The sequence below is a fragment of the Vibrio sp. A8-1 genome, assembly GCF_013048685.1.
Taxonomy (GTDB): domain Bacteria; phylum Pseudomonadota; class Gammaproteobacteria; order Enterobacterales; family Vibrionaceae; genus Vibrio; species Vibrio metschnikovii.
The window spans coordinates 93,948-111,527 of record NZ_VHTC01000008.1 but is presented as its reverse complement, the minus strand read 5'-3'; the positions used below and the strand labels follow the sequence as shown (position 1 = coordinate 111,527).

12 protein-coding genes are annotated in these 17,580 nt (G+C 43.9%); 5 read left to right on the top strand and 7 right to left on the bottom strand.

Features of this window, described 5'->3' with window-relative positions:
* Nucleotides 1-7 precede the first annotated feature (7 nt).
* On the bottom strand, nucleotides 8-2,254 hold the full coding sequence (ptsP, locus tag FKN93_RS06475) for a phosphoenolpyruvate--protein phosphotransferase (protein WP_170904716.1): 2,247 nt from the start codon (nucleotides 2,252-2,254) through the stop codon (nucleotides 8-10).
* Nucleotide 2,255: 1 nt separating this feature from the next.
* Nucleotides 2,256-2,774 carry an RNA pyrophosphohydrolase gene (gene rppH / locus FKN93_RS06470; RefSeq protein ID WP_040903856.1) on the bottom strand — a complete coding sequence of 173 codons (519 nt, stop codon included), beginning with the start codon at nucleotides 2,772-2,774 and terminating at the stop codon, nucleotides 2,256-2,258.
* 620 nt (nucleotides 2,775-3,394) lie between these two features.
* Here rppH and mutH point away from each other — a divergent pair.
* Both mutH and FKN93_RS06460 read left to right on the top strand, forming a co-directional pair.
* Nucleotides 3,395-4,063: a DNA mismatch repair endonuclease MutH gene (mutH, locus tag FKN93_RS06465; RefSeq protein WP_154170258.1), complete on the top strand. Its 669-nt coding sequence runs from the start codon at nucleotides 3,395-3,397 to the stop codon at nucleotides 4,061-4,063.
* A 238-nt stretch (nucleotides 4,064-4,301) separates the two neighbouring features.
* A complete protein-coding gene (locus tag FKN93_RS06460; protein ID WP_154170256.1) occupies nucleotides 4,302-5,336 on the top strand; it encodes an NADP(H)-dependent aldo-keto reductase in 1,035 nt (344 codons plus the stop codon).
* Nucleotides 5,337-5,394: 58 nt separating this feature from the next.
* On the opposite strand, the gene vpsR is transcribed toward FKN93_RS06460, so the two are convergent.
* The 4 genes from vpsR to brnQ form a co-directional block, all read right to left on the bottom strand.
* The gene (vpsR, locus tag FKN93_RS06455) at nucleotides 5,395-6,723 is read right to left on the bottom strand and encodes a cyclic-di-GMP-binding transcriptional regulator VpsR (RefSeq protein ID WP_158144731.1); all 1,329 of its coding nucleotides are present in this window, start codon (nucleotides 6,721-6,723) and stop codon (nucleotides 5,395-5,397) included.
* A 400-nt stretch (nucleotides 6,724-7,123) separates the two neighbouring features.
* Nucleotides 7,124-8,656, bottom strand: a complete 1,533-nt coding sequence (lysS, locus tag FKN93_RS06450; RefSeq protein ID WP_004394138.1) for a lysine--tRNA ligase — start codon at nucleotides 8,654-8,656, stop codon at nucleotides 7,124-7,126.
* Between the two features lie 32 nt (nucleotides 8,657-8,688).
* Nucleotides 8,689-9,787, bottom strand: a protein-coding gene (prfB, locus tag FKN93_RS06445; protein WP_115152517.1) for a peptide chain release factor 2 whose coding sequence is annotated in 2 segments (ribosomal slippage) — nucleotides 8,689-9,711 and nucleotides 9,713-9,787 — 1,098 coding nt in all. Because the reading frame shifts where the segments join, the coding sequence is not laid out codon by codon here.
* A gap of 229 nt (nucleotides 9,788-10,016) precedes the next feature.
* Nucleotides 10,017-11,330: a branched-chain amino acid transport system II carrier protein gene (gene brnQ / locus FKN93_RS06440; RefSeq protein WP_004394140.1), complete on the bottom strand. Its 1,314-nt coding sequence runs from the start codon at nucleotides 11,328-11,330 to the stop codon at nucleotides 10,017-10,019.
* 305 nt (nucleotides 11,331-11,635) lie between these two features.
* On the opposite strand from brnQ, the gene FKN93_RS06435 reads away from it, so the two are divergent.
* Complete coding sequence (locus FKN93_RS06435; protein WP_170904715.1) at nucleotides 11,636-12,358, top strand: methyltransferase; 723 nt, start codon at nucleotides 11,636-11,638, stop codon at nucleotides 12,356-12,358.
* 89 nt (nucleotides 12,359-12,447) lie between these two features.
* Complete coding sequence (gene srmB, locus FKN93_RS06430; RefSeq protein WP_004394142.1) at nucleotides 12,448-13,683, top strand: ATP-dependent RNA helicase SrmB; 1,236 nt, start codon at nucleotides 12,448-12,450, stop codon at nucleotides 13,681-13,683.
* A 65-nt stretch (nucleotides 13,684-13,748) separates the two neighbouring features.
* On the opposite strand, the gene prfC is transcribed toward srmB, so the two are convergent.
* Nucleotides 13,749-15,338 (bottom strand): peptide chain release factor 3, encoded by a 1,590-nt coding sequence (gene prfC, locus FKN93_RS06425; protein WP_161425558.1) that lies wholly within the window; start codon nucleotides 15,336-15,338, stop codon nucleotides 13,749-13,751.
* Between the two features lie 192 nt (nucleotides 15,339-15,530).
* Here prfC and FKN93_RS06420 point away from each other — a divergent pair, with 192 nt between their 5' ends.
* Nucleotides 15,531-17,555 carry an EAL domain-containing protein gene (locus tag FKN93_RS06420; protein ID WP_170904723.1) on the top strand — a complete coding sequence of 675 codons (2,025 nt, stop codon included), beginning with the start codon at nucleotides 15,531-15,533 and terminating at the stop codon, nucleotides 17,553-17,555.
* Nucleotides 17,556-17,580 lie beyond the last annotated feature (25 nt).

The following is a 17,580-nucleotide window of genomic DNA, read 5'->3' as shown; positions in this document are numbered from 1 at the left end:
TATTTGTTTATTTTTTACCAGCCCGCACAAATCCAGCGAAGCCTTTCGTTTCAAAATGGGTGAGCATCATATTATAAATGTCATGACCATACGATTGCATCAAGGCTTTATCAGCCAATAACTGTAATTCACGCCTTGCCGAATGGCGAACCAAATACTTTACTTTAGCCACATTCGATGCGTTCATACTCAGAGTTGAGTAGCCTAAACCGATGAGTAATAAAGCACCAAAAGGATCCCCCGCTAGCTCACCACAGACACAGACAGGTAAAGAATACTGCTGACAGGTTTGCGAAATTTGTTTCAATGCCATAATCACTGCAGGATGCATTGAATCATAGACATCAGAAACGTGAGTATTGTTCCTATCAACCGCTAAAAGATACTGCGTTAAATCGTTGGTTCCTACTGAAATAAAATCGACTTTCTTAGCAATCAATGGCAATAGATAGAGCATGGAAGGCACTTCAAGCATAATACCGATTTTAGGTCTGACAATGCTGGCATCGACTTTGATCGATTCTTGATAGGCTTGCTCGATAAATCGCCTCGCATCATCAAGCTCTTTTACCCCAGAAATCATCGGCAACAAAATACGCAAATTATCATGGCCACTACTGGCTCGCAGCATCGCTCGTAATTGAATTAAGAAAATATCGGGGTGATCTAAAGTAAAACGAATACCACGCCAGCCTAAAAATGGATTATCTTCATCAATGGGTAAATAAGGAAGCGGTTTATCACCACCAATATCTAAGGTCCGCATCACGACGGGCTGCTCGGGATAGCCTTCAAGGACCGCTCGATATTGCTGAATTTGCTCTTCTTCAGAAGGTAAACGCTGTTGAAGTAAAAAAGAAATTTCGGTGCGATAGAGCCCGATACCATCAATGCCTTGGTTAATGGCAATATTCGTATCAGCGCTTAACCCCGCATTTAATAGTAACTCAATCTGCACACCATCTTCGGTTAATGCGGGCTCTAAAATGGCCTCATTGACCATTTGTGCCAATTGTCGCTCTTCATAAGCCAGCGCACGATATTCAGCGAGAATAGGCTTACTAGGAGAAAGATATAACTTACCACTGTAACCATCAACAATCGCTTTTTTGCCATTCACTTGCTTTAAGTTCAGTGACACACCCATCACCGCTGGAATACCTAATGCACGGGATAAAATGGCGGCATGTGAATTGGCCGCCCCCTCTAAAGAGACCACGGCCAATAACTTATCTTTTGGTAACCCCGCCAGTATCGATGCGGTAAGCTCTCGTACCACTAAGATAATCGGTTTATCTAACTGCTGCTGTTCATGTTCTGTATTGTAAAGAAAATAGAGTAACCGCTGTCCCAGTTCACGTATGTCTTGTGAACGCTCACGCAAATAAGCATCGGACATACGAGCAAAGCGGTTGGAATAGCTTTCGACAACTTGGCGCACCGCCCAGTCAGCGCGATCACCTTTCAGAACTTGCGCTTTCAGATCATTACGCAACATCGGATCATTGAGTAAGTGGGTAAATAAATCGAAAATCGCCAGCGCTTCTTTATTGATATCGTTATCAAGCTTTTTACGTAACTTACGAAAATCATTCAACGCATTTTCAATTGCCCGCGTTAACCAAGCTTGTTCTCTCTCTTTATCTAAGGTTGAGGCGGGAGAGACGTCTGTTAACTGCGGTTGAGAGTCATCCCACCATAACTCACCAATCGCGACTCCCGTTGAAGCAGCGATGCCACTGACAGACTGTTGTTTCTTAGATAACAGCCAATGTCCTTGCGTTTGTGAGTGGGCAATGATCACCGCTAACTGAGCCGCCAGCGTCACCAAGAAAGAGACTTCCATCTCGCTAAACAGACGGGGCGATTTTTGCTGTACCACCAAAACTCCCAACACTTGTTTACGATAAATGATGGGCGTACCAAGAAAAGAGTGATAAACCTCCTCTCCCAGTTGTTTAAAATATTTAAAATTAGGATGTTGTGACGCTTTAGCAAGGTTAATAGGCTCAGCGGTGCGTTTGACTAAACCCACTAAGCCTTCATCAAAGCCAATATGAATTTTATCGCCTTTGAATTTTAACCCTTGCGTCGCCATTAACTCGAGGCGAGACATCTCTTCATTTGCTAAGTAGACCGTACAACACTCGGTGCTCATCGCTGTGCACGTCTGTTTAACAAAAATATCCAATGCTTGATAAACATCTTCCACTTTTGATACTTGTTCAACAATATCCCTTAGCTGAGAGAGCATGTTATCCCCTACGGTTTTTTCGTTTACCTTTTATTTTACGTTCCTTAAACGGCATGGCTAAAGAGACAAACTCTTTCATTGCTCGCCGATAAACATCACGCTTAAAAGACACAACTTGCCTAACTGGATACCAATAGCTTACCCAGCGCCAACCATCAAATTCAGGGGTACTACCGCGTTGCATGTTGATTTTTGATTCATCACATTCCAGACGCAGTAAGAACCATTTCTGTTTTTGTCCAATACAGACAGGTTGAGAGTCCCATCGCACTAAGCGTTTTGGTAATTTGTATCTTAACCAATGACGACTAGTGGCAATGACTTTGACATCTTTCTTCGTTAAACCAACCTCTTCGTAAAGCTCCCTAAACATTGCTTGTTCGGGAGATTCACCCTCATCAATTCCCCCTTGAGGAAACTGCCATGAGTGTTGTCCATATCGTTTCGCCCAGAATACCTGACCATGGTTGTTACAAATCACAATACCTACATTGAGTCGGTAACCATCGCCATCGATCACTGGCAAACCTCTCATAAAATCTTAATGATGTTGATTTTTCCACATATCCCCAGCAGGAGCAAACGAACTCGTGTGATTCAGGCGAGATTTATTAACGATCAAGAGAAAACTGCATAACTTTCACTCACTCCTATAGTTATCAACAACAGAATGAGAGACAGAGCACATTTATTCACGTTTTCTGTGAATAACCATGTGAAGAAAACGAAGAGCTAGGAAAGAAATGCTACATTTAATCCTATCATTAAACCGACAATAAAAAATAAAACGAGAAATAAACCTTAAAAAACAAAAAGATGAAAATAATTAAAATATAACACTTAGAATATCGAGGGAAAGATCAAACGTATAACTACGCCGCTCAAAGATCCATCAAATGTGTGGTTATCCACACTTGAATGAATTTATCAGCCTAACATTGGTTTTTCATCGCTCATATCGCTAGTGAAAACCCTGTTTATTCATACATGAATTAGATAAACCCTAACTATCGACGATTATTTAGGTTCGGTTGTGGATAACTTTTAATGATGATCTTTTCATCACTTCATCGTAAAGAGTCTATTACTCCCGGAAAGGAGTTTTTGTTACACTAGGACTTTTACCTCAGTGCCTTTCCTATGCCATTAGAACCTAAAAGTGAACAAGAGCTTCTTTATCGAGCACAACACATTGCAGGACTGAGTTTTGCAGAACTTGCTGAGCATGCGCGGATTCCAGTTCCTGCGGATCTAAAAAAAGATAAAGGTTGGGTGGGTCAACTATTAGAGTGGCATTTAGGCGCAAGTGCTGGCAGTAAACCGCAACAAGACTTTGCCGATTTAGGTATCGAGCTAAAAAGCATTCCGATTGGTTATACTGGTAAGCCTCTTGAAACCACCTTTGTGTGCGTCGCACCGTTAACCGGTGTCCAAGGACTGACATGGGAAAATAGTCATGTCCGGCAAAAATTGTCGCGGGTGTTATGGATCCCTGTTCAAGGAGAGCGGGAGATCCCGTTAGCGGAACGTCGAGTAGGATCGCCTCTGATTTGGAGCCCTTCAGCTACAGAAGAAGCACAATTAAAAGCCGATTGGGAAGAATTGATGGAGTTTATTGTACTCGGTAGAATTGCTGATATTACCGCAAGACATGGTGAAGTATTACAACTTAGGCCGAAAGCCGCTAATAGCCGAGCGTTAACCGAAGCCTATGGCGCCAATGGTCGCCCTATCCGAACGTTGCCACGTGGCTTTTATCTGCGTACTCAATTTACCGCGCAAATACTCCAACAGCATTATCTGTATTAAGCCATGCTCACCAAACTGTCAACGGGTGATCCCTTCTCTTCTACGTTTAAGGTGAAACCCGTTTAAGGTGAAACGGGCAGTGACTTTACCCTGTCCCTTGGATTATAGTGGAATCAATCTATTCAGTTTCTATCTCCCGAAATCCTGAGCGTTTACGACAAACGAGGACTTTTCGTCCCTACGGTTTTACGAAGCGCCGACTAGAGGTAAGGGAGCTTAACGGTAACAAGGAAGTACAATGCAATATACAAAATTACCGCATTCAACATTAGAAATAAGCAAAATTTGCTTAGGTACCATGACGTTTGGTGAACAAAATGATCAAGCACAGGCCTTTCAGCAACTGGATTACGCTCTTGAACGTGGCGTCAACTTTATCGACACGGCTGAGATGTATCCTGTCCCACCCAGCGCAAAAACCCAAGGCCTAACCGAAGAATACATCGGTCGCTGGTTAGAGAAATCTTCGAAACGCGAAAAAGTCGTTCTCGCCACCAAAGTGGCAGGCCCGCGTAGTGTCAGTTATATTCGCGATAAAATGGCTCTGGATCATCGTAATATTCATCAAGCGATCGACGATAGTTTACGTCGCTTAAAAACCGATTATGTCGATCTCTACCAATTGCACTGGCCGCAACGTCAAACCAATACCTTTGGTCTCCTCAATTACCCTTATCCGGAGACTCAAGAAGAGATTACCTTGATCGAAACCTTAGAAGCAATGAACGATTTGGTTCGGATGGGAAAAGTGCGTTATATCGGCGTTTCAAATGAAACGCCTTGGGGATTAATGACGTATCTTCGTCTGGCAGAGAAACACGATTTACCACGCATGGTCTCGATCCAAAACCCTTACAACTTACTGAATCGTAGTTTTGAAGTCGGGCTTTCAGAGATAAGCCACCACGAAGGCGTTAAGTTACTCGCTTACTCTCCATTGGCGTTTGGTGCCTTGAGTGGTAAATATTTACATGGTGCACGCCCTAGCGGTGCACGCTGCTCTTTATACGAACGTTTTCAGCGTTATTTCACACCGCAAGGGATAGCCGCGACACAAGCGTATGTTGATTTAGCGCATGAGTTTGATTTGGATCCCGCACAGATGGCGCTGGCTTTTGTTAATCAAAGACCATTTGTCGCTGCTAATATCATTGGGGCAACGACGCTTGAGCAATTAAAAGCCAATATTGATAGCGTAGAGGTTGTGCTGAGCGAAGAGCTGCTTGGTAAGATCAATCAGATTGCGATTCAATACTCAAATCCCTGCCCATAAACGCGATACGACACCGTTAGGTTCTTTTTCAGGAGCCTAACGGCTGAGGTGAATAGCACTAAAAAATCGAGTCAGAGAGCAAACCATGCTTATTCAAGAGACGATACATGGTCGCTCTGGATATGGCCAACTCTCTTGCTGCATGAGTGATTTGCCCTCGATGAGACTCTAACGCTTGCACTAATGCCTCTCGCTCTGAACGCTCTTTAATACTTTTTAACGTCCTTTTACTTTCACGTTTAGGTAGATCAAGCTGCGTTTCATCAAGCATGATCGAATCAGACATTAATACCATTCGCTTAATTTGATTCATTAACTCACGTACGTTACCCGGCCAATCATATCGCTCCATACTTTGTAGCGCCTGTTCGGAAAAGCTGCGGGCTTGCGCGTTGTACTCTTTGGAGTACTCCTTTAAAAAATGGCCAGCAAACAGTGCAATATCACTTGCTCGTTCTCGCAAGCTAGGCACATTAATCCGCAGTACATTGATGTAATGATAAAGCTCTTCATTAAAATCACCATCAATCAAGGCTTTTTCAATATCAGTCGTATGGGTGGCTAGAATTCTGACATCCACCGCTTTTGCACCAATTGACGCCGGTAAGGTCCCTTGTTGGAAAAAATGCAATAAGTTGAGCTGTTGTCGTTTCGGTAGGGCCAGGATGTCATTGAGTAATAGTGTCCCCTGATGAGCTTTCGCTAATAAAGGGGGGATTGAATCGGGATGTCCGATACCAAATAACTCGGCTTCAAGTTGATGTTCGGGTATCGCTCGGCAATTAACACTGACAAAAGGTTGATGAGCGCGAGACGAGGTATTATGAATGGCTCTGGCGACCCTTTCTTTACCGACTCCATTTTCTCCGGAGATAAGAATACTGACATCCGTTGGCGCGATGCGTTTAATTTGATCGCGTAGCCGTTTAATTGGCAGTGATTCCCCCAATAAGTCCATTTGGTTATTAATACCGTAGTTCGGCCATACTTTTTTTTCTAATTGCAACATACCCAATTGATGGCCAATGGTACTCAGTAATTGAGCATCAGGGATTGGCGCGGTAAAAAAATCGATACAGAAATTGACGATAAACTGGCAAATCGTATCAGAGCTGAGTTGAGACTCTCGAATAAATGCCAACCAACGAACCTGCTTATGGCTACTCACCAAATTAGCGATGCCATTTAAGCTAAATTCATCATGGCTAAGATCAACAATACCAATACATGGCCCAGTATTCGTAAATTGTTGGTCTGCTTTACGCAAATCAGCACATTGCATGCAACGCCATCCGGCCTTTTCTAAAACGGTTAACCACGGTTCGTAGCTGCCCCCAACGACAATCAGCGAACCGGGAACACAATCCATCCGAAATTGAGTGCCCATCAACAGGTTTCCTTATGAGTATTATTGTTATACAGCGCTGAATTGATTGATACCCATACAGCTTGGAGATACGGTCGGCAACCAAAACGGGCTTGGTCCGCCTCTCAATACCACTAACGATGACAAAAAGCCCCGCTTAACCAATCGGATTAGCGCACCAATTGGCCAAAAAGCAAAGATCGTTTTCGCTACCTTAGCGGTACTCTAAAATAGAATCTATCTCACGAGTAAGACTATAGGAAATATCACCCATAAACGAAGGGGTAATGACGGTTTTTTTGATCGCACGGCCTTTATTACACCAATCCATTACTCGTTAACACCATCGTCAATGCATCTCCCCCCAGTATCAAGCATAAAAAAACCGCCTCGTAGGCGGTTTTCAAATCATCATCAACCATTACTGTTGTGGACGCATCGCTGGGAATAAAATAACGTCACGAATCGTATGCGTATTAGTCAATAGCATCACTAAACGGTCAATACCAATTCCTTGACCTGCCGTCGGCGGCAAACCATGCTCAAGCGCAGTAATATAATCTGCGTCGTAGAACATCGCTTCATCATCACCAGATTCTTTCGCTTCAACTTGTGATTTAAAGCGTGCATCTTGATCTTCAGCATCATTCAGTTCTGAGAAGCCGTTTGCTACTTCACGACCGCCAATGAAAAACTCAAAGCGATCAGTAAAGAATGGATTATCATCACTACGACGAGCCAATGGTGAGATATCCGCTGGATAGCCAGTAATGAATGTCGGCTGCATCAGTTTCGGCTCTGCGGTTTCACCAAAAATCTCTTCAAGAAGCTGGCCGCAAGTCCAGAAAGGTTCGACATCAACATGAACCGATTTGGCAATCGACACCATAAGATCACGATTTTGTAGATCATCTTCAGTTAATGCTTGAATTTGCGCATGCTGAGGATTGTAGTGCTTGATGGCTTCAAACATGCTCATGCGAGCGTATTTACCACCAAATTCCACGGTTTCATCACCATAAGGCATCGACGTTGAGCCGAGGACTTCAAGTGCAACCGTACTCAGTAGCTCTTCAGTGAAATCCATCAAGTCTTTATAATCCGCGTACGCCATATAGAATTCCATCATGGTGAATTCTGGATTATGGCGCGGCGACAAACCTTCGTTACGGAAGTTACGGTTGATTTCAAAAACGCGATCAAAGCCACCGACAACCAAACGTTTTAAGTAAAGCTCTGGAGCAATACGCAAATACATTGGCATATCAAGCGCGTTATGATGAGTGATAAATGGACGTGCACTGGCTCCACCAGGAATGACGTGCATCATCGGAGTTTCGACTTCCATAAACTGTTTTGAAGTCATAAAATTACGAATCGCTGACATCACTTTAGAGCGGATGACAAACGCTTGACGAGAATCTTCATTGACAATCAAATCCACGTAACGTTGACGATAACGCATCTCTTGATCGGTTAAACCATGGAATTTTTCAGGCAATGGACGTAGCGCTTTAGTAAGCAGTTCATACTGCTCAATGTTCACGTAAAGATCGCCTTTACCAGACTTATGCAAAGCGCCTTTTACACCAATAATGTCACCAATATCAAGCCCTTGATATTTTTCTTTTAGCTCAGCTTGTACCGTTTTATCAGCATAAGCTTGAATACGACCAGACGTCTCTTGAATCACTAAAAAAGGACCACGCTTAGCCATCACTCGACCCGCGATGGAAACAACATGATTGAGTGCTTCCAGTTCTTCTTTGCTCTTCTCACCGAACTCTGCTTGTAGATCACCCGCTAAGCTATCACGACGAAAGTCATTCGGGTGACCGTTCGCCTTACAACTTTTACGAATGTGCTCTAACTTACTACGACGCTCTGCAATTAGTTTGTTTTCTTCTTGCGCGATTTGCTCTTGATTCGTTTCGTTTTGAACAGCATCAGTCATTTTGCATGTACCTTGTTTTGTCGGTAAAAAGCTTACAGACCTGATTTCAGGCTAGCTTCAATAAATTTATCTAAATCACCATCGAGAACCGCTTGTGTATTACGGTTCTCAACTCCAGTACGCAAGTCTTTGATCCGTGAATCATCTAATACGTAAGAGCGAATTTGGCTTCCCCAACCAATGTCCGATTTAGCATCTTCATTGGCTTGTTTTTCAGCATTTTGTTTTTGTAATTCCAACTCAAACAATTTGGCGCGTAGTTGCTTCATCGCTTGGTCTTTGTTTTTATGCTGAGAACGATCGTTTTGGCACTGCACCACAGTATTGGTCGGAACGTGGGTAATACGCACCGCTGATTCTGTGGTGTTAACGTGCTGACCACCAGCCCCCGATGCACGATATACGTCGATACGTAAATCTGCAGGGTTAATATCTACGGCAATATTTTCGTCAATTTCTGGGTAAACAAATGCTGAAGCAAAAGAAGTATGACGACGGCCGCCAGAATCAAACGGGGATTTACGAACTAAACGATGCACTCCCGTTTCGGTTCTTAGCCAGCCATAAGCGTAGTCCCCGATAATACGCACAGTCGCCGATTTAAGTCCAGCAACATCACCCTCGGAAACTTCAATCACTTCGGTCTTAAAGCCTTTGTCATCCGCCCAACGCAAATACATCCGCAATAGCATTGATGTCCAGTCTTGAGCTTCTGTACCACCAGAACCAGCTTGTAAATCAATGTAGCAATGCGCAGCATCGTGATCACCAGAAAACATGCGCCGAAACTCTAATTGCGCGAGTTTCGCTTCAAGCTCTTCGAGTTCAGGCAAAACTTCATCAAACGTTTCTTGATCCTGAGCTTCAATCGCCAGTTCAAGTAAACCTTCGACATCATCAACCCCCTGTTCAAGCTGGTTAATGGTTTCCACTACCGCTTGTAACGAAGATCGCTCTTTGCCTAACGCTTGTGCGCGCTCAGGTTCATTCCACACATTAGGTTGTTCAAGTTCAGCATTGACTTCTTCTAGACGCTCTTGCTTAGCGTCATAGTCAAAGATACCCCCTGAGGATCGATGTGCGCTGTGACACGTCCTGGATACGGGTTTTAATCGGATTGATTTCAAACATAGTTATTTTGACTTTATGAATAGAATTTAACCGCAGAATTCTACTGAAAAATGTGACGAAGATACAGGAAAAGTTGTCTAGAAAAAAGGCGGAGTCAACGACTCCGCCGAGGGGAAAGTTTGATTTTAGCGACAACCCGCCATTAACCATCATTAGGATGGATGGTGGTTAAGCGCTTTCGGTACCTAGAGGAGAGATTCCTCATTGACACGCTCAATCAACAGTGTCGCTAAGCGACATCATTAGAAGATTGTTCTACCACTGAGCGAGCCATAAAAAACATGCATATTAGCGCCGCTAAAGACGGTAAAACCCAACCCATACCGACATCAAACAGTGGCAACATGTCGAACATTGACATATCAAGCCCAACAACCTGAGCAGCATCAATTAAAGCAAACAAGAACGCAACCAAGGTTACGACTCGAAATGCCACTTTAGGATTAGGCATTTTGTGGCGCACAAAGGCGAGGACTACCAGAGCTATCGCGACAGGATAAAGCGCAACCAAAACTGGAATCGACAAAGCAATCAGCTGAGATAAACCAACATTAGCAACCACTGCACAAGCAACGCCATTAATCACTACCCAAGCGCGGTATGGAAGAGGCGTCAAGGAGCAGAAATAGTCAGAACATGCAGAAATAAGACCAATCGCCGTCGTTAAACAGGCTAAAAGGACGATCGTGGATAAGACTAATTGACCATAAGGACCAAATAAGGCTTGTACATATTGGCTCAATATAAAGCCACCATTGTCCGCACCACCCGCGATGGCTGAGCTGGTTGCGCCAAGATAAAACAGAGAGATGTACACCGAAGCAAGACCAAAGGCAGCAATAAAAGCTGAACTGATGAGGTATTTCGTCGTCGCACGCTGCTCGGTAATGCCCTTACTACGCAAGGCATCAACAATCAACATCCCAAACATCAAGGCTGCTAAGGTATCCATGGTGTTGTAACCTTCCAAGAAACCTTTAGTGAAAGGTTGAGTGGCATAAGGTCCAGTGGCCGGCATCCAATCACCTTGAGGGTCTAGGAATACGCCAATCGCCAACACCACAAGACCGATAAATAAGGCCGGTGTCAACACTTTACCGATCAAATCAATTAAACGCCCTTGCGACCAAGAGAAAAACATCGCTACCAAAAAGAAAAGGATCGAAAAAATAGTCAGGTGAGCTTGAGAGCTATCAGCAAAGAGCGGACTAACGGCCATTTCATAAGCAACGAGCCCGGTTCGTGGCGCAGCAAAAGCCGGACCAATAATAATGAAGATCAATACGGCAATCAGTGTCGCCACTTTGGCGGGGAGATCTTTAGTGAGGTGATTCCAACTGCCTCCAGCGATCGCCACCGCAATGATCGTCACTAAAGGCAGTCCTACCGCCGTCAATAAAAAGCCACCCATGGCGGACATCAAGTTTATCCCAGCTTGTTGACCCGCTAATGGCGGAAAGATAATGTTGCCTGCGCCTAAAAAGAAGGCAAATAGCATAAAGCCTAATGCGGCAATATCTGTTAATTTTAACGTCTGTTTCACAGATAACCCTTATATTACGTATTTAATGAATGTTGTGTGTGCATCTTTAGACAGTACAAGCCATCTAATTTTTAGTGAAGGCGAATAATGAACAACCTATCCGCATTTCGCAATAGCTAAGGGAAAAACACTACATTAATTTATACCGAAGGTTCAATAGCAGTTGAATACACTAACTTTAAAAACATTAACGGAATGATATTTCAATTATCACCCCAAATGTTCCGGTGTTGGTCAGCATAAAACACCAAACAAAAAACCAACAGTAGCTTAACTTTCTAAAAACAAATCCATAGCGATATTTAATGAATACTGATTTACCGATAACCAAAGGCTTTCATTTTAAGCAATTTACCATTGAAACAGGACACAGTGGGATGCCAGTCAGTACTGATGGCGTACTATTGGGAGCTTGGGCTTTCACCCGACCACCCGATCGTTTACTTGATATCGGTTGTGGTACTGGCTTATTAAGCTTGATGTGCGCGCAACGCTTTACCCATAGCCAAATTTGCGCCGTCGATATTGATCAGCAAGCATTTTTAGCCGCTTCAAATAATATTCGTCGCTCAGTATGGTCGTCACGCATTGAAGTGAGGCATGGTGATATTAACACCTTGCGTTTTACTCAGCCGTTTGATGCCATCATTTGTAACCCGCCCTATTTTAATAGTGGGCAACCCGCTCAACAGCAAACGCGAGCGATCGCACGCCATACTGAAACACTGTCTCACCAACAATTACTAGACTGTTTCGCACAACATTTACCCCCACAAGGTACCGCCAGCTTGATTTTACCTCAGCAAGAAGGGCAGATTTTTATTGATCAAGCGCAGCAACAAGGTTGGTATTTAACCCGACTCTGTCAAGTTAGGACCGCACCACACAAACCGATTCAACGGCTATTATTTGAACTGAGCCGAACTCACCAACCATTACAAGCGAGCGAGCTGATCATTCGTGAATCCAATGACTATAGTGAAGCATTTATTCAGCTTACCCGTGCTTTTTATCTTAAGATGGTGTAATTAAAGATGTGATCTAGACGAGGATCCAACTATAATGTGCGCCCTCTATTTTAGACTATTCAGCCCGAGCCTTGCGGAGTAAATAAACTGTGACTAAAACCTTTGCTGACCTAGAACTGGATGACAATCTCCTTGATGCAATTAAAGAATTAGGCTTCGAACGCCCAACTCAAGTGCAAGAGGAGGCGATTCCCCACGCCCTGGACGGTAGAGATATTCTTGCCTCTGCTCCGACAGGCACCGGAAAAACGGCAGCGTTTGTGATTCCAGCTCTGCAATATTTACAAGATTTTCCACGTAAGAAACCGGGGCCAGCGCGTATGCTGATCCTAACCCCAACACGTGAATTAGCGATGCAGATCACTGAGCAAGCTCGTCAGCTCGCCAAACATACTCGGCTGAATATCTTCACCATCACTGGTGGTGTGCAATATCAAGAACACGCCGATATTTTAGCGACCACACAAGATATTGTGGTGGCTACACCGGGGCGTCTGCTTGAATACATTAACGCTGAGCGCTTTGATTGCCGAGCGATTGAGTGGTTGATCCTTGATGAAGCAGACCGCATGCTGGACATGGGCTTTGGTCCTGTCGTCGATCGTTTAGCGGCTGAATGCCGTTGGCGTAAACAAACCTTACTCTTTTCTGCGACCTTAGAAGGCCGTGGTGTTGAAGGATTTACCGCGGATCTCCTGAATAATCCAGCAGAAATTACCGCAGAGCCGCCTCGTCGTGAACGAAAAAAAATCGCACAGTGGTATCATCGTGCTGACAGCATGAAGCATAAACTCGAGCTATTGAAAGTGATTCTTACCCAGCAAGCTGAGCGTTCAATCGTGTTTATCAAAACTCGTGAACGTTTAGCAGAACTACGCGGAGAGTTAGAGCGAGCTCAAATCCCTTGCGCTTGGATCCAAGGTGAAATGCCACAAGATCGACGTAATAATGCCATCAGTCGTTTTCGTGAAGGCGATATCAATATCCTACTGGCGACCGATGTTGCTGCGCGAGGCATTGATATTCCCGATGTCAGCCACGTGATTAACTTTGATATGCCACGCAGTGCCGATGTCTATCTCCACCGTATTGGTCGAACCGCTCGAGCTGGTAAAAAAGGCAATGCGATCTCTTTAGTCGAAGCGCATGATCAAATGATGATGGATCGTGTCGCTCGTTATGTAAAAGAAGAGATTAAAGAACGCTTTATTGATGGATTACGCCCAACGCATAAAAAATCAGTGTTTAAGAAAAAGAAAAAAGACGAGAGTAAAAAGAAAGTTGCCGCCAAAAGCGTAAAGAAAAAAACCAAGAAAAAGAAATAAGCCCAATAAAAAAGCCGATGAACAATCCATCGGCTTTTTTTATTACTCATCCGTTAACGATGCCGCTAGTGTTCACGTGTCGCTCGGAAAATAATTTCCGGAGCACGTTCTTGCGCTAAGTTAAGGTTAACCATGGTTGGAGCGATATACGCTAAGTTATCACCGCCATCCAGAGCTAAATTACTTTGGTTTTTACGCTTAAACTCTTCGAGCTTCTTCGCGTCAGCACACTCAACCCAACGCGCGGTTGCCACATTGACGCCTTCGTAAATCGCTTCCACATTGTATTCTGATTTCAAACGTGCCACGACCACGTCAAACTGCAGTACCCCCACCGCACCAACAATCAAATCGTTATTTTGCAGTGGACGGAAAACTTGCACGGCTCCCTCTTCAGAGAGTTGCACTAGCCCTTTCAGTAGCTGTTTTTGTTTAAGAGGATCGCGCAGACGAATGCGGCGGAACAGCTCTGGAGCAAAGTTAGGGATCCCAGAAAATTTCAGTGATTCACCTTGGGTAAAAGTATCGCCAATTTGAATTGTACCGTGGTTATGCAAACCAATGATATCTCCAGCGAAAGCTTCTTCGGCACGTGAGCGGTCACCAGCCATAAAAGTCACTGCATCAGAAATACTAACTTGCTTACCAAGGCGAACATGATTCATCTTCATGCCCTGTTTGTACGTCCCAGAAACAATGCGCATAAAGGCAATACGATCTCGGTGTTTAGGATCCATATTGGCTTGAATTTTAAACACAAAACCGGAGAACTTCTCTTCCGTCGCTTCAACCACACGCTCATTTGCTTGACGAGCCAAAGGCGCAGGAGCCCACTCAGTTAACCCATCGAGCATATGATCAACACCAAAGTTACCGAGTGCGGTACCAAAAAATACCGGCGTCAGCGCACCTTGCATAAAGAGATCAAGATCAAACTCGTGAGAGGCACCCAACACCAACTCTAACTCTTCACGTAATTGATTGGCTAAATCAGTCCCAATTTGAGTATCTAACTCCGGGTTATTTAGCCCTTTGATCACTCGTTGCTCTTGGATAGTATGTCCCTGTCCAGAAGAGTATAAAATGGTTTCATCACGATGGATGTGGTATACCCCTTTAAACGCCTTACCACAACCAATCGGCCATGTGATCGGTGCACAAGCAATGTTTAGCTCATCTTCGACCTCATCGAGCAGCTCCATCGGATCTCGAATTTCGCGGTCCAATTTATTCATAAAGGTAATAATTGGCGTATCGCGCAGACGAGTAACTTCCATCAACTTACGCGTTCGATCCTCAACCCCTTTTGCCGCATCGATCACCATCAGACATGAATCGACCGCGGTTAATGTCCGATAGGTATCCTCCGAGAAATCTTCGTGTCCGGGAGTATCAAGGAGATTGACCAACGCATTTTGATAAGGGAACTGCATCACCGATGTGGTGACAGAGATGCCACGCTCTTTCTCCATCTCCATCCAGTCAGATTTAGCATGCTGTGCAGAACCACGGCCTTTTACTGTACCTGCGGTTTGAATAGCGCGTCCAAATAATAAGACTTTTTCGGTAATGGTAGTTTTACCCGCATCGGGGTGCGAAATAATAGCAAAGGTTCGGCGCTTTGAGACTTCGCCGATAAAAGGAGTCGTTGACATGCAAGGTATCTTCTTTTTCGGCCGACAGCTAACTCAATGCGAGGTGTCGACCTTATGGTTCAAATTATCGGATATTCTCGCTGATCTTAAGGCTTGGAGCAACTAAAGGCGTATCGCATTATTTAATCAGAAAAGTTAATTTATCTATCATTATGAACTATAAATACTAAACACCTAAAAATAGATTCAACGCTGATGACATTAAAGCCTATCAACTCCCTTGCGTTTCGACAAGCGAACACCGTATTTTGGGTCTCCGTGTTGGTTGGCCTGTGCTTTAGCATGTACCATACTTTGGTCGATTTGCATCATGAACAAAAACGAGTTGAAGAATATTATCAATTCAAACTCGTGCAAAATTACACCAATGCCAGCCAAGCGGCTTATCACCTTAATCATCTATTGGCAGAGCAAGTGGTCTCTTCTTTAATGACGGATCCTGCCATCATTAACGCAGCAGTGATTGATGATTTTGGTGATGTACTGGCTAAGCAGCAACGACCTATCAGTCATCACTCATTAATGATAAACGGTTTGGTGAGTTACCTTACACCTGAAAGTCCAGTTTTTGTCAGTGAATTACATCAACCCGATTCACAGATTGTGGTCGGCAAACTGACTTTTATGATTGATGGCAATAGCATTGCTCATGCGTTTATCGCCAAAACCACCCGAGTGATTCTGTTTGACTTACTGCGTAATACGTTATTAACGGTTATTTTACTGGCCTTTTTTTACCGCAAACTCTCGCGTCCTATCACCAGCTTAATTGACTGGGTACGTTCATTACCTACGGCTCAATCACCCATCCCCACCAATTTACTACGCCCCAAAGATGAATTAAGCGAGCTTGCCTCTAGCTTTCATTCTTTATGGCAAGACAAAGAAAAAGCGCAAGCCAAACTAAACTATTTAGCCTACTACGACGGCTTAACTGGATTAGCTAACCGAGGACTATTGCTGCAAACACTGACTCAAGCGATTGAATACGCACATCAACGCCAGCAAACGGGTGCGCTTTTTTACTTAGATTTAGACCGCTTTAAAACCATTAATGATTCTTTAGGACACACGATTGGTGACACCTTAATTCAATCCATTGCCCACCGTTTACAAGCTTGGGCAAACCATAGTTATACTGCCGCTAGAGTCGGTGGTGATGAATTTGCAATCATTATTCCTAGTTTACCTTATCAACAAATTTCCAGTATCGCTCAGCAGTTACTGGCTTTGTTGGCTAATCCTCACTCGATCGATGGCCACCAGCTGTATTGTACTGCCAGCATTGGCATTGCCACCTTCCCTTCTGAAGGGGTCACCAGTTTGGATGTGTTTCGACAAGCGGATACCGCCCTTTATCGTGCAAAAATCTGTGGGCGAAATAAATATTTATTTTATGAACCCGAAATGCAGGCGCAAGTAGAGACGTTTCTTGATATAGAGAAGGGGCTTCATGAAGCTTTGCAATTCCATCAATTAGAGCTTTATTACCAACCACAAGTGAATGAGCAGCATCAATTGATCGGTGTCGAAGCGTTAATCCGTTGGCATCATCCAGAAAAAGGGTTACTTCCTCCCGGTATTTTTATGCCGGTTGCCGAAGAGACCGGACAAATTTTACCGATTGGCCGCTGGATCATCGAGCAAGCTTGTTATCAACTCTCTCAATGGCAAAAACGTGGCGTGCTTCCTGAACATTTTCGTCGTCTAGCGATCAATATTAGCCCTCTTCAATTTTCACAGGCTTCTTTTGTAGAGCATATCGTCGCAACTTTGCAGCAAAGCGGGATCAGTGGTGATTATATTGAGTTAGAAATCACTGAAGGCTTACTGTTAGAGAATATCGATGAAGCCATTCAAAAAATTGCTCAACTAAAAAGTCAGTCGCTGCATCTGGCGATTGATGATTTTGGCACGGGGTATTCATCGCTACGCTACTTAAAAGATCTTGCGGTTGACGTATTAAAAATCGATCGTTCTTTTGTTACCCAATTACACTTAGATCCTAGCGCGCAGGCGATTGTCGATACTATTTTATTGATTGCCAAACGTCTTGATTTGCAAGTGATTGCCGAGGGCGTTGAAGATAAGTTCGAGCTAGAAGCACTAAAAACTATGGGTTGCACACAGTTTCAAGGTTATTTGTTTGATAAGCCGTTGAACTGTCAAGAACTTGAGCAACGATTTACTCACCATTGTTACTCAAAAACGTCTTAGCGATGAATAAAAAGAGCGCGATACC

Bases quoted from the DNA above. Each gene is read 5' to 3' on its own strand.
- ptsP (WP_170904716.1), bottom strand. From the start codon at position 2,254: ATGCTCTCTCAGCTAAGGGATATTGTTGAACAAGTATCAAAAGTGGAA.
- mutH (WP_154170258.1), top strand. From the start codon at position 3,395: ATGCCATTAGAACCTAAAAGTGAACAAGAGCTTCTTTATCGAGCACAA.
- FKN93_RS06460 (WP_154170256.1), top strand. From the start codon at position 4,302: ATGCAATATACAAAATTACCGCATTCAACATTAGAAATAAGCAAAATT.
- vpsR (WP_158144731.1), bottom strand. From the start codon at position 6,723: ATGGGCACTCAATTTCGGATGGATTGTGTTCCCGGTTCGCTGATTGTC.
- lysS (WP_004394138.1), bottom strand. From the start codon at position 8,656: ATGACTGATGCTGTTCAAAACGAAACGAATCAAGAGCAAATCGCGCAA.
- FKN93_RS06435 (WP_170904715.1), top strand. From the start codon at position 11,636: ATGAATACTGATTTACCGATAACCAAAGGCTTTCATTTTAAGCAATTT.
- prfC (WP_161425558.1), bottom strand. From the start codon at position 15,338: ATGTCAACGACTCCTTTTATCGGCGAAGTCTCAAAGCGCCGAACCTTT.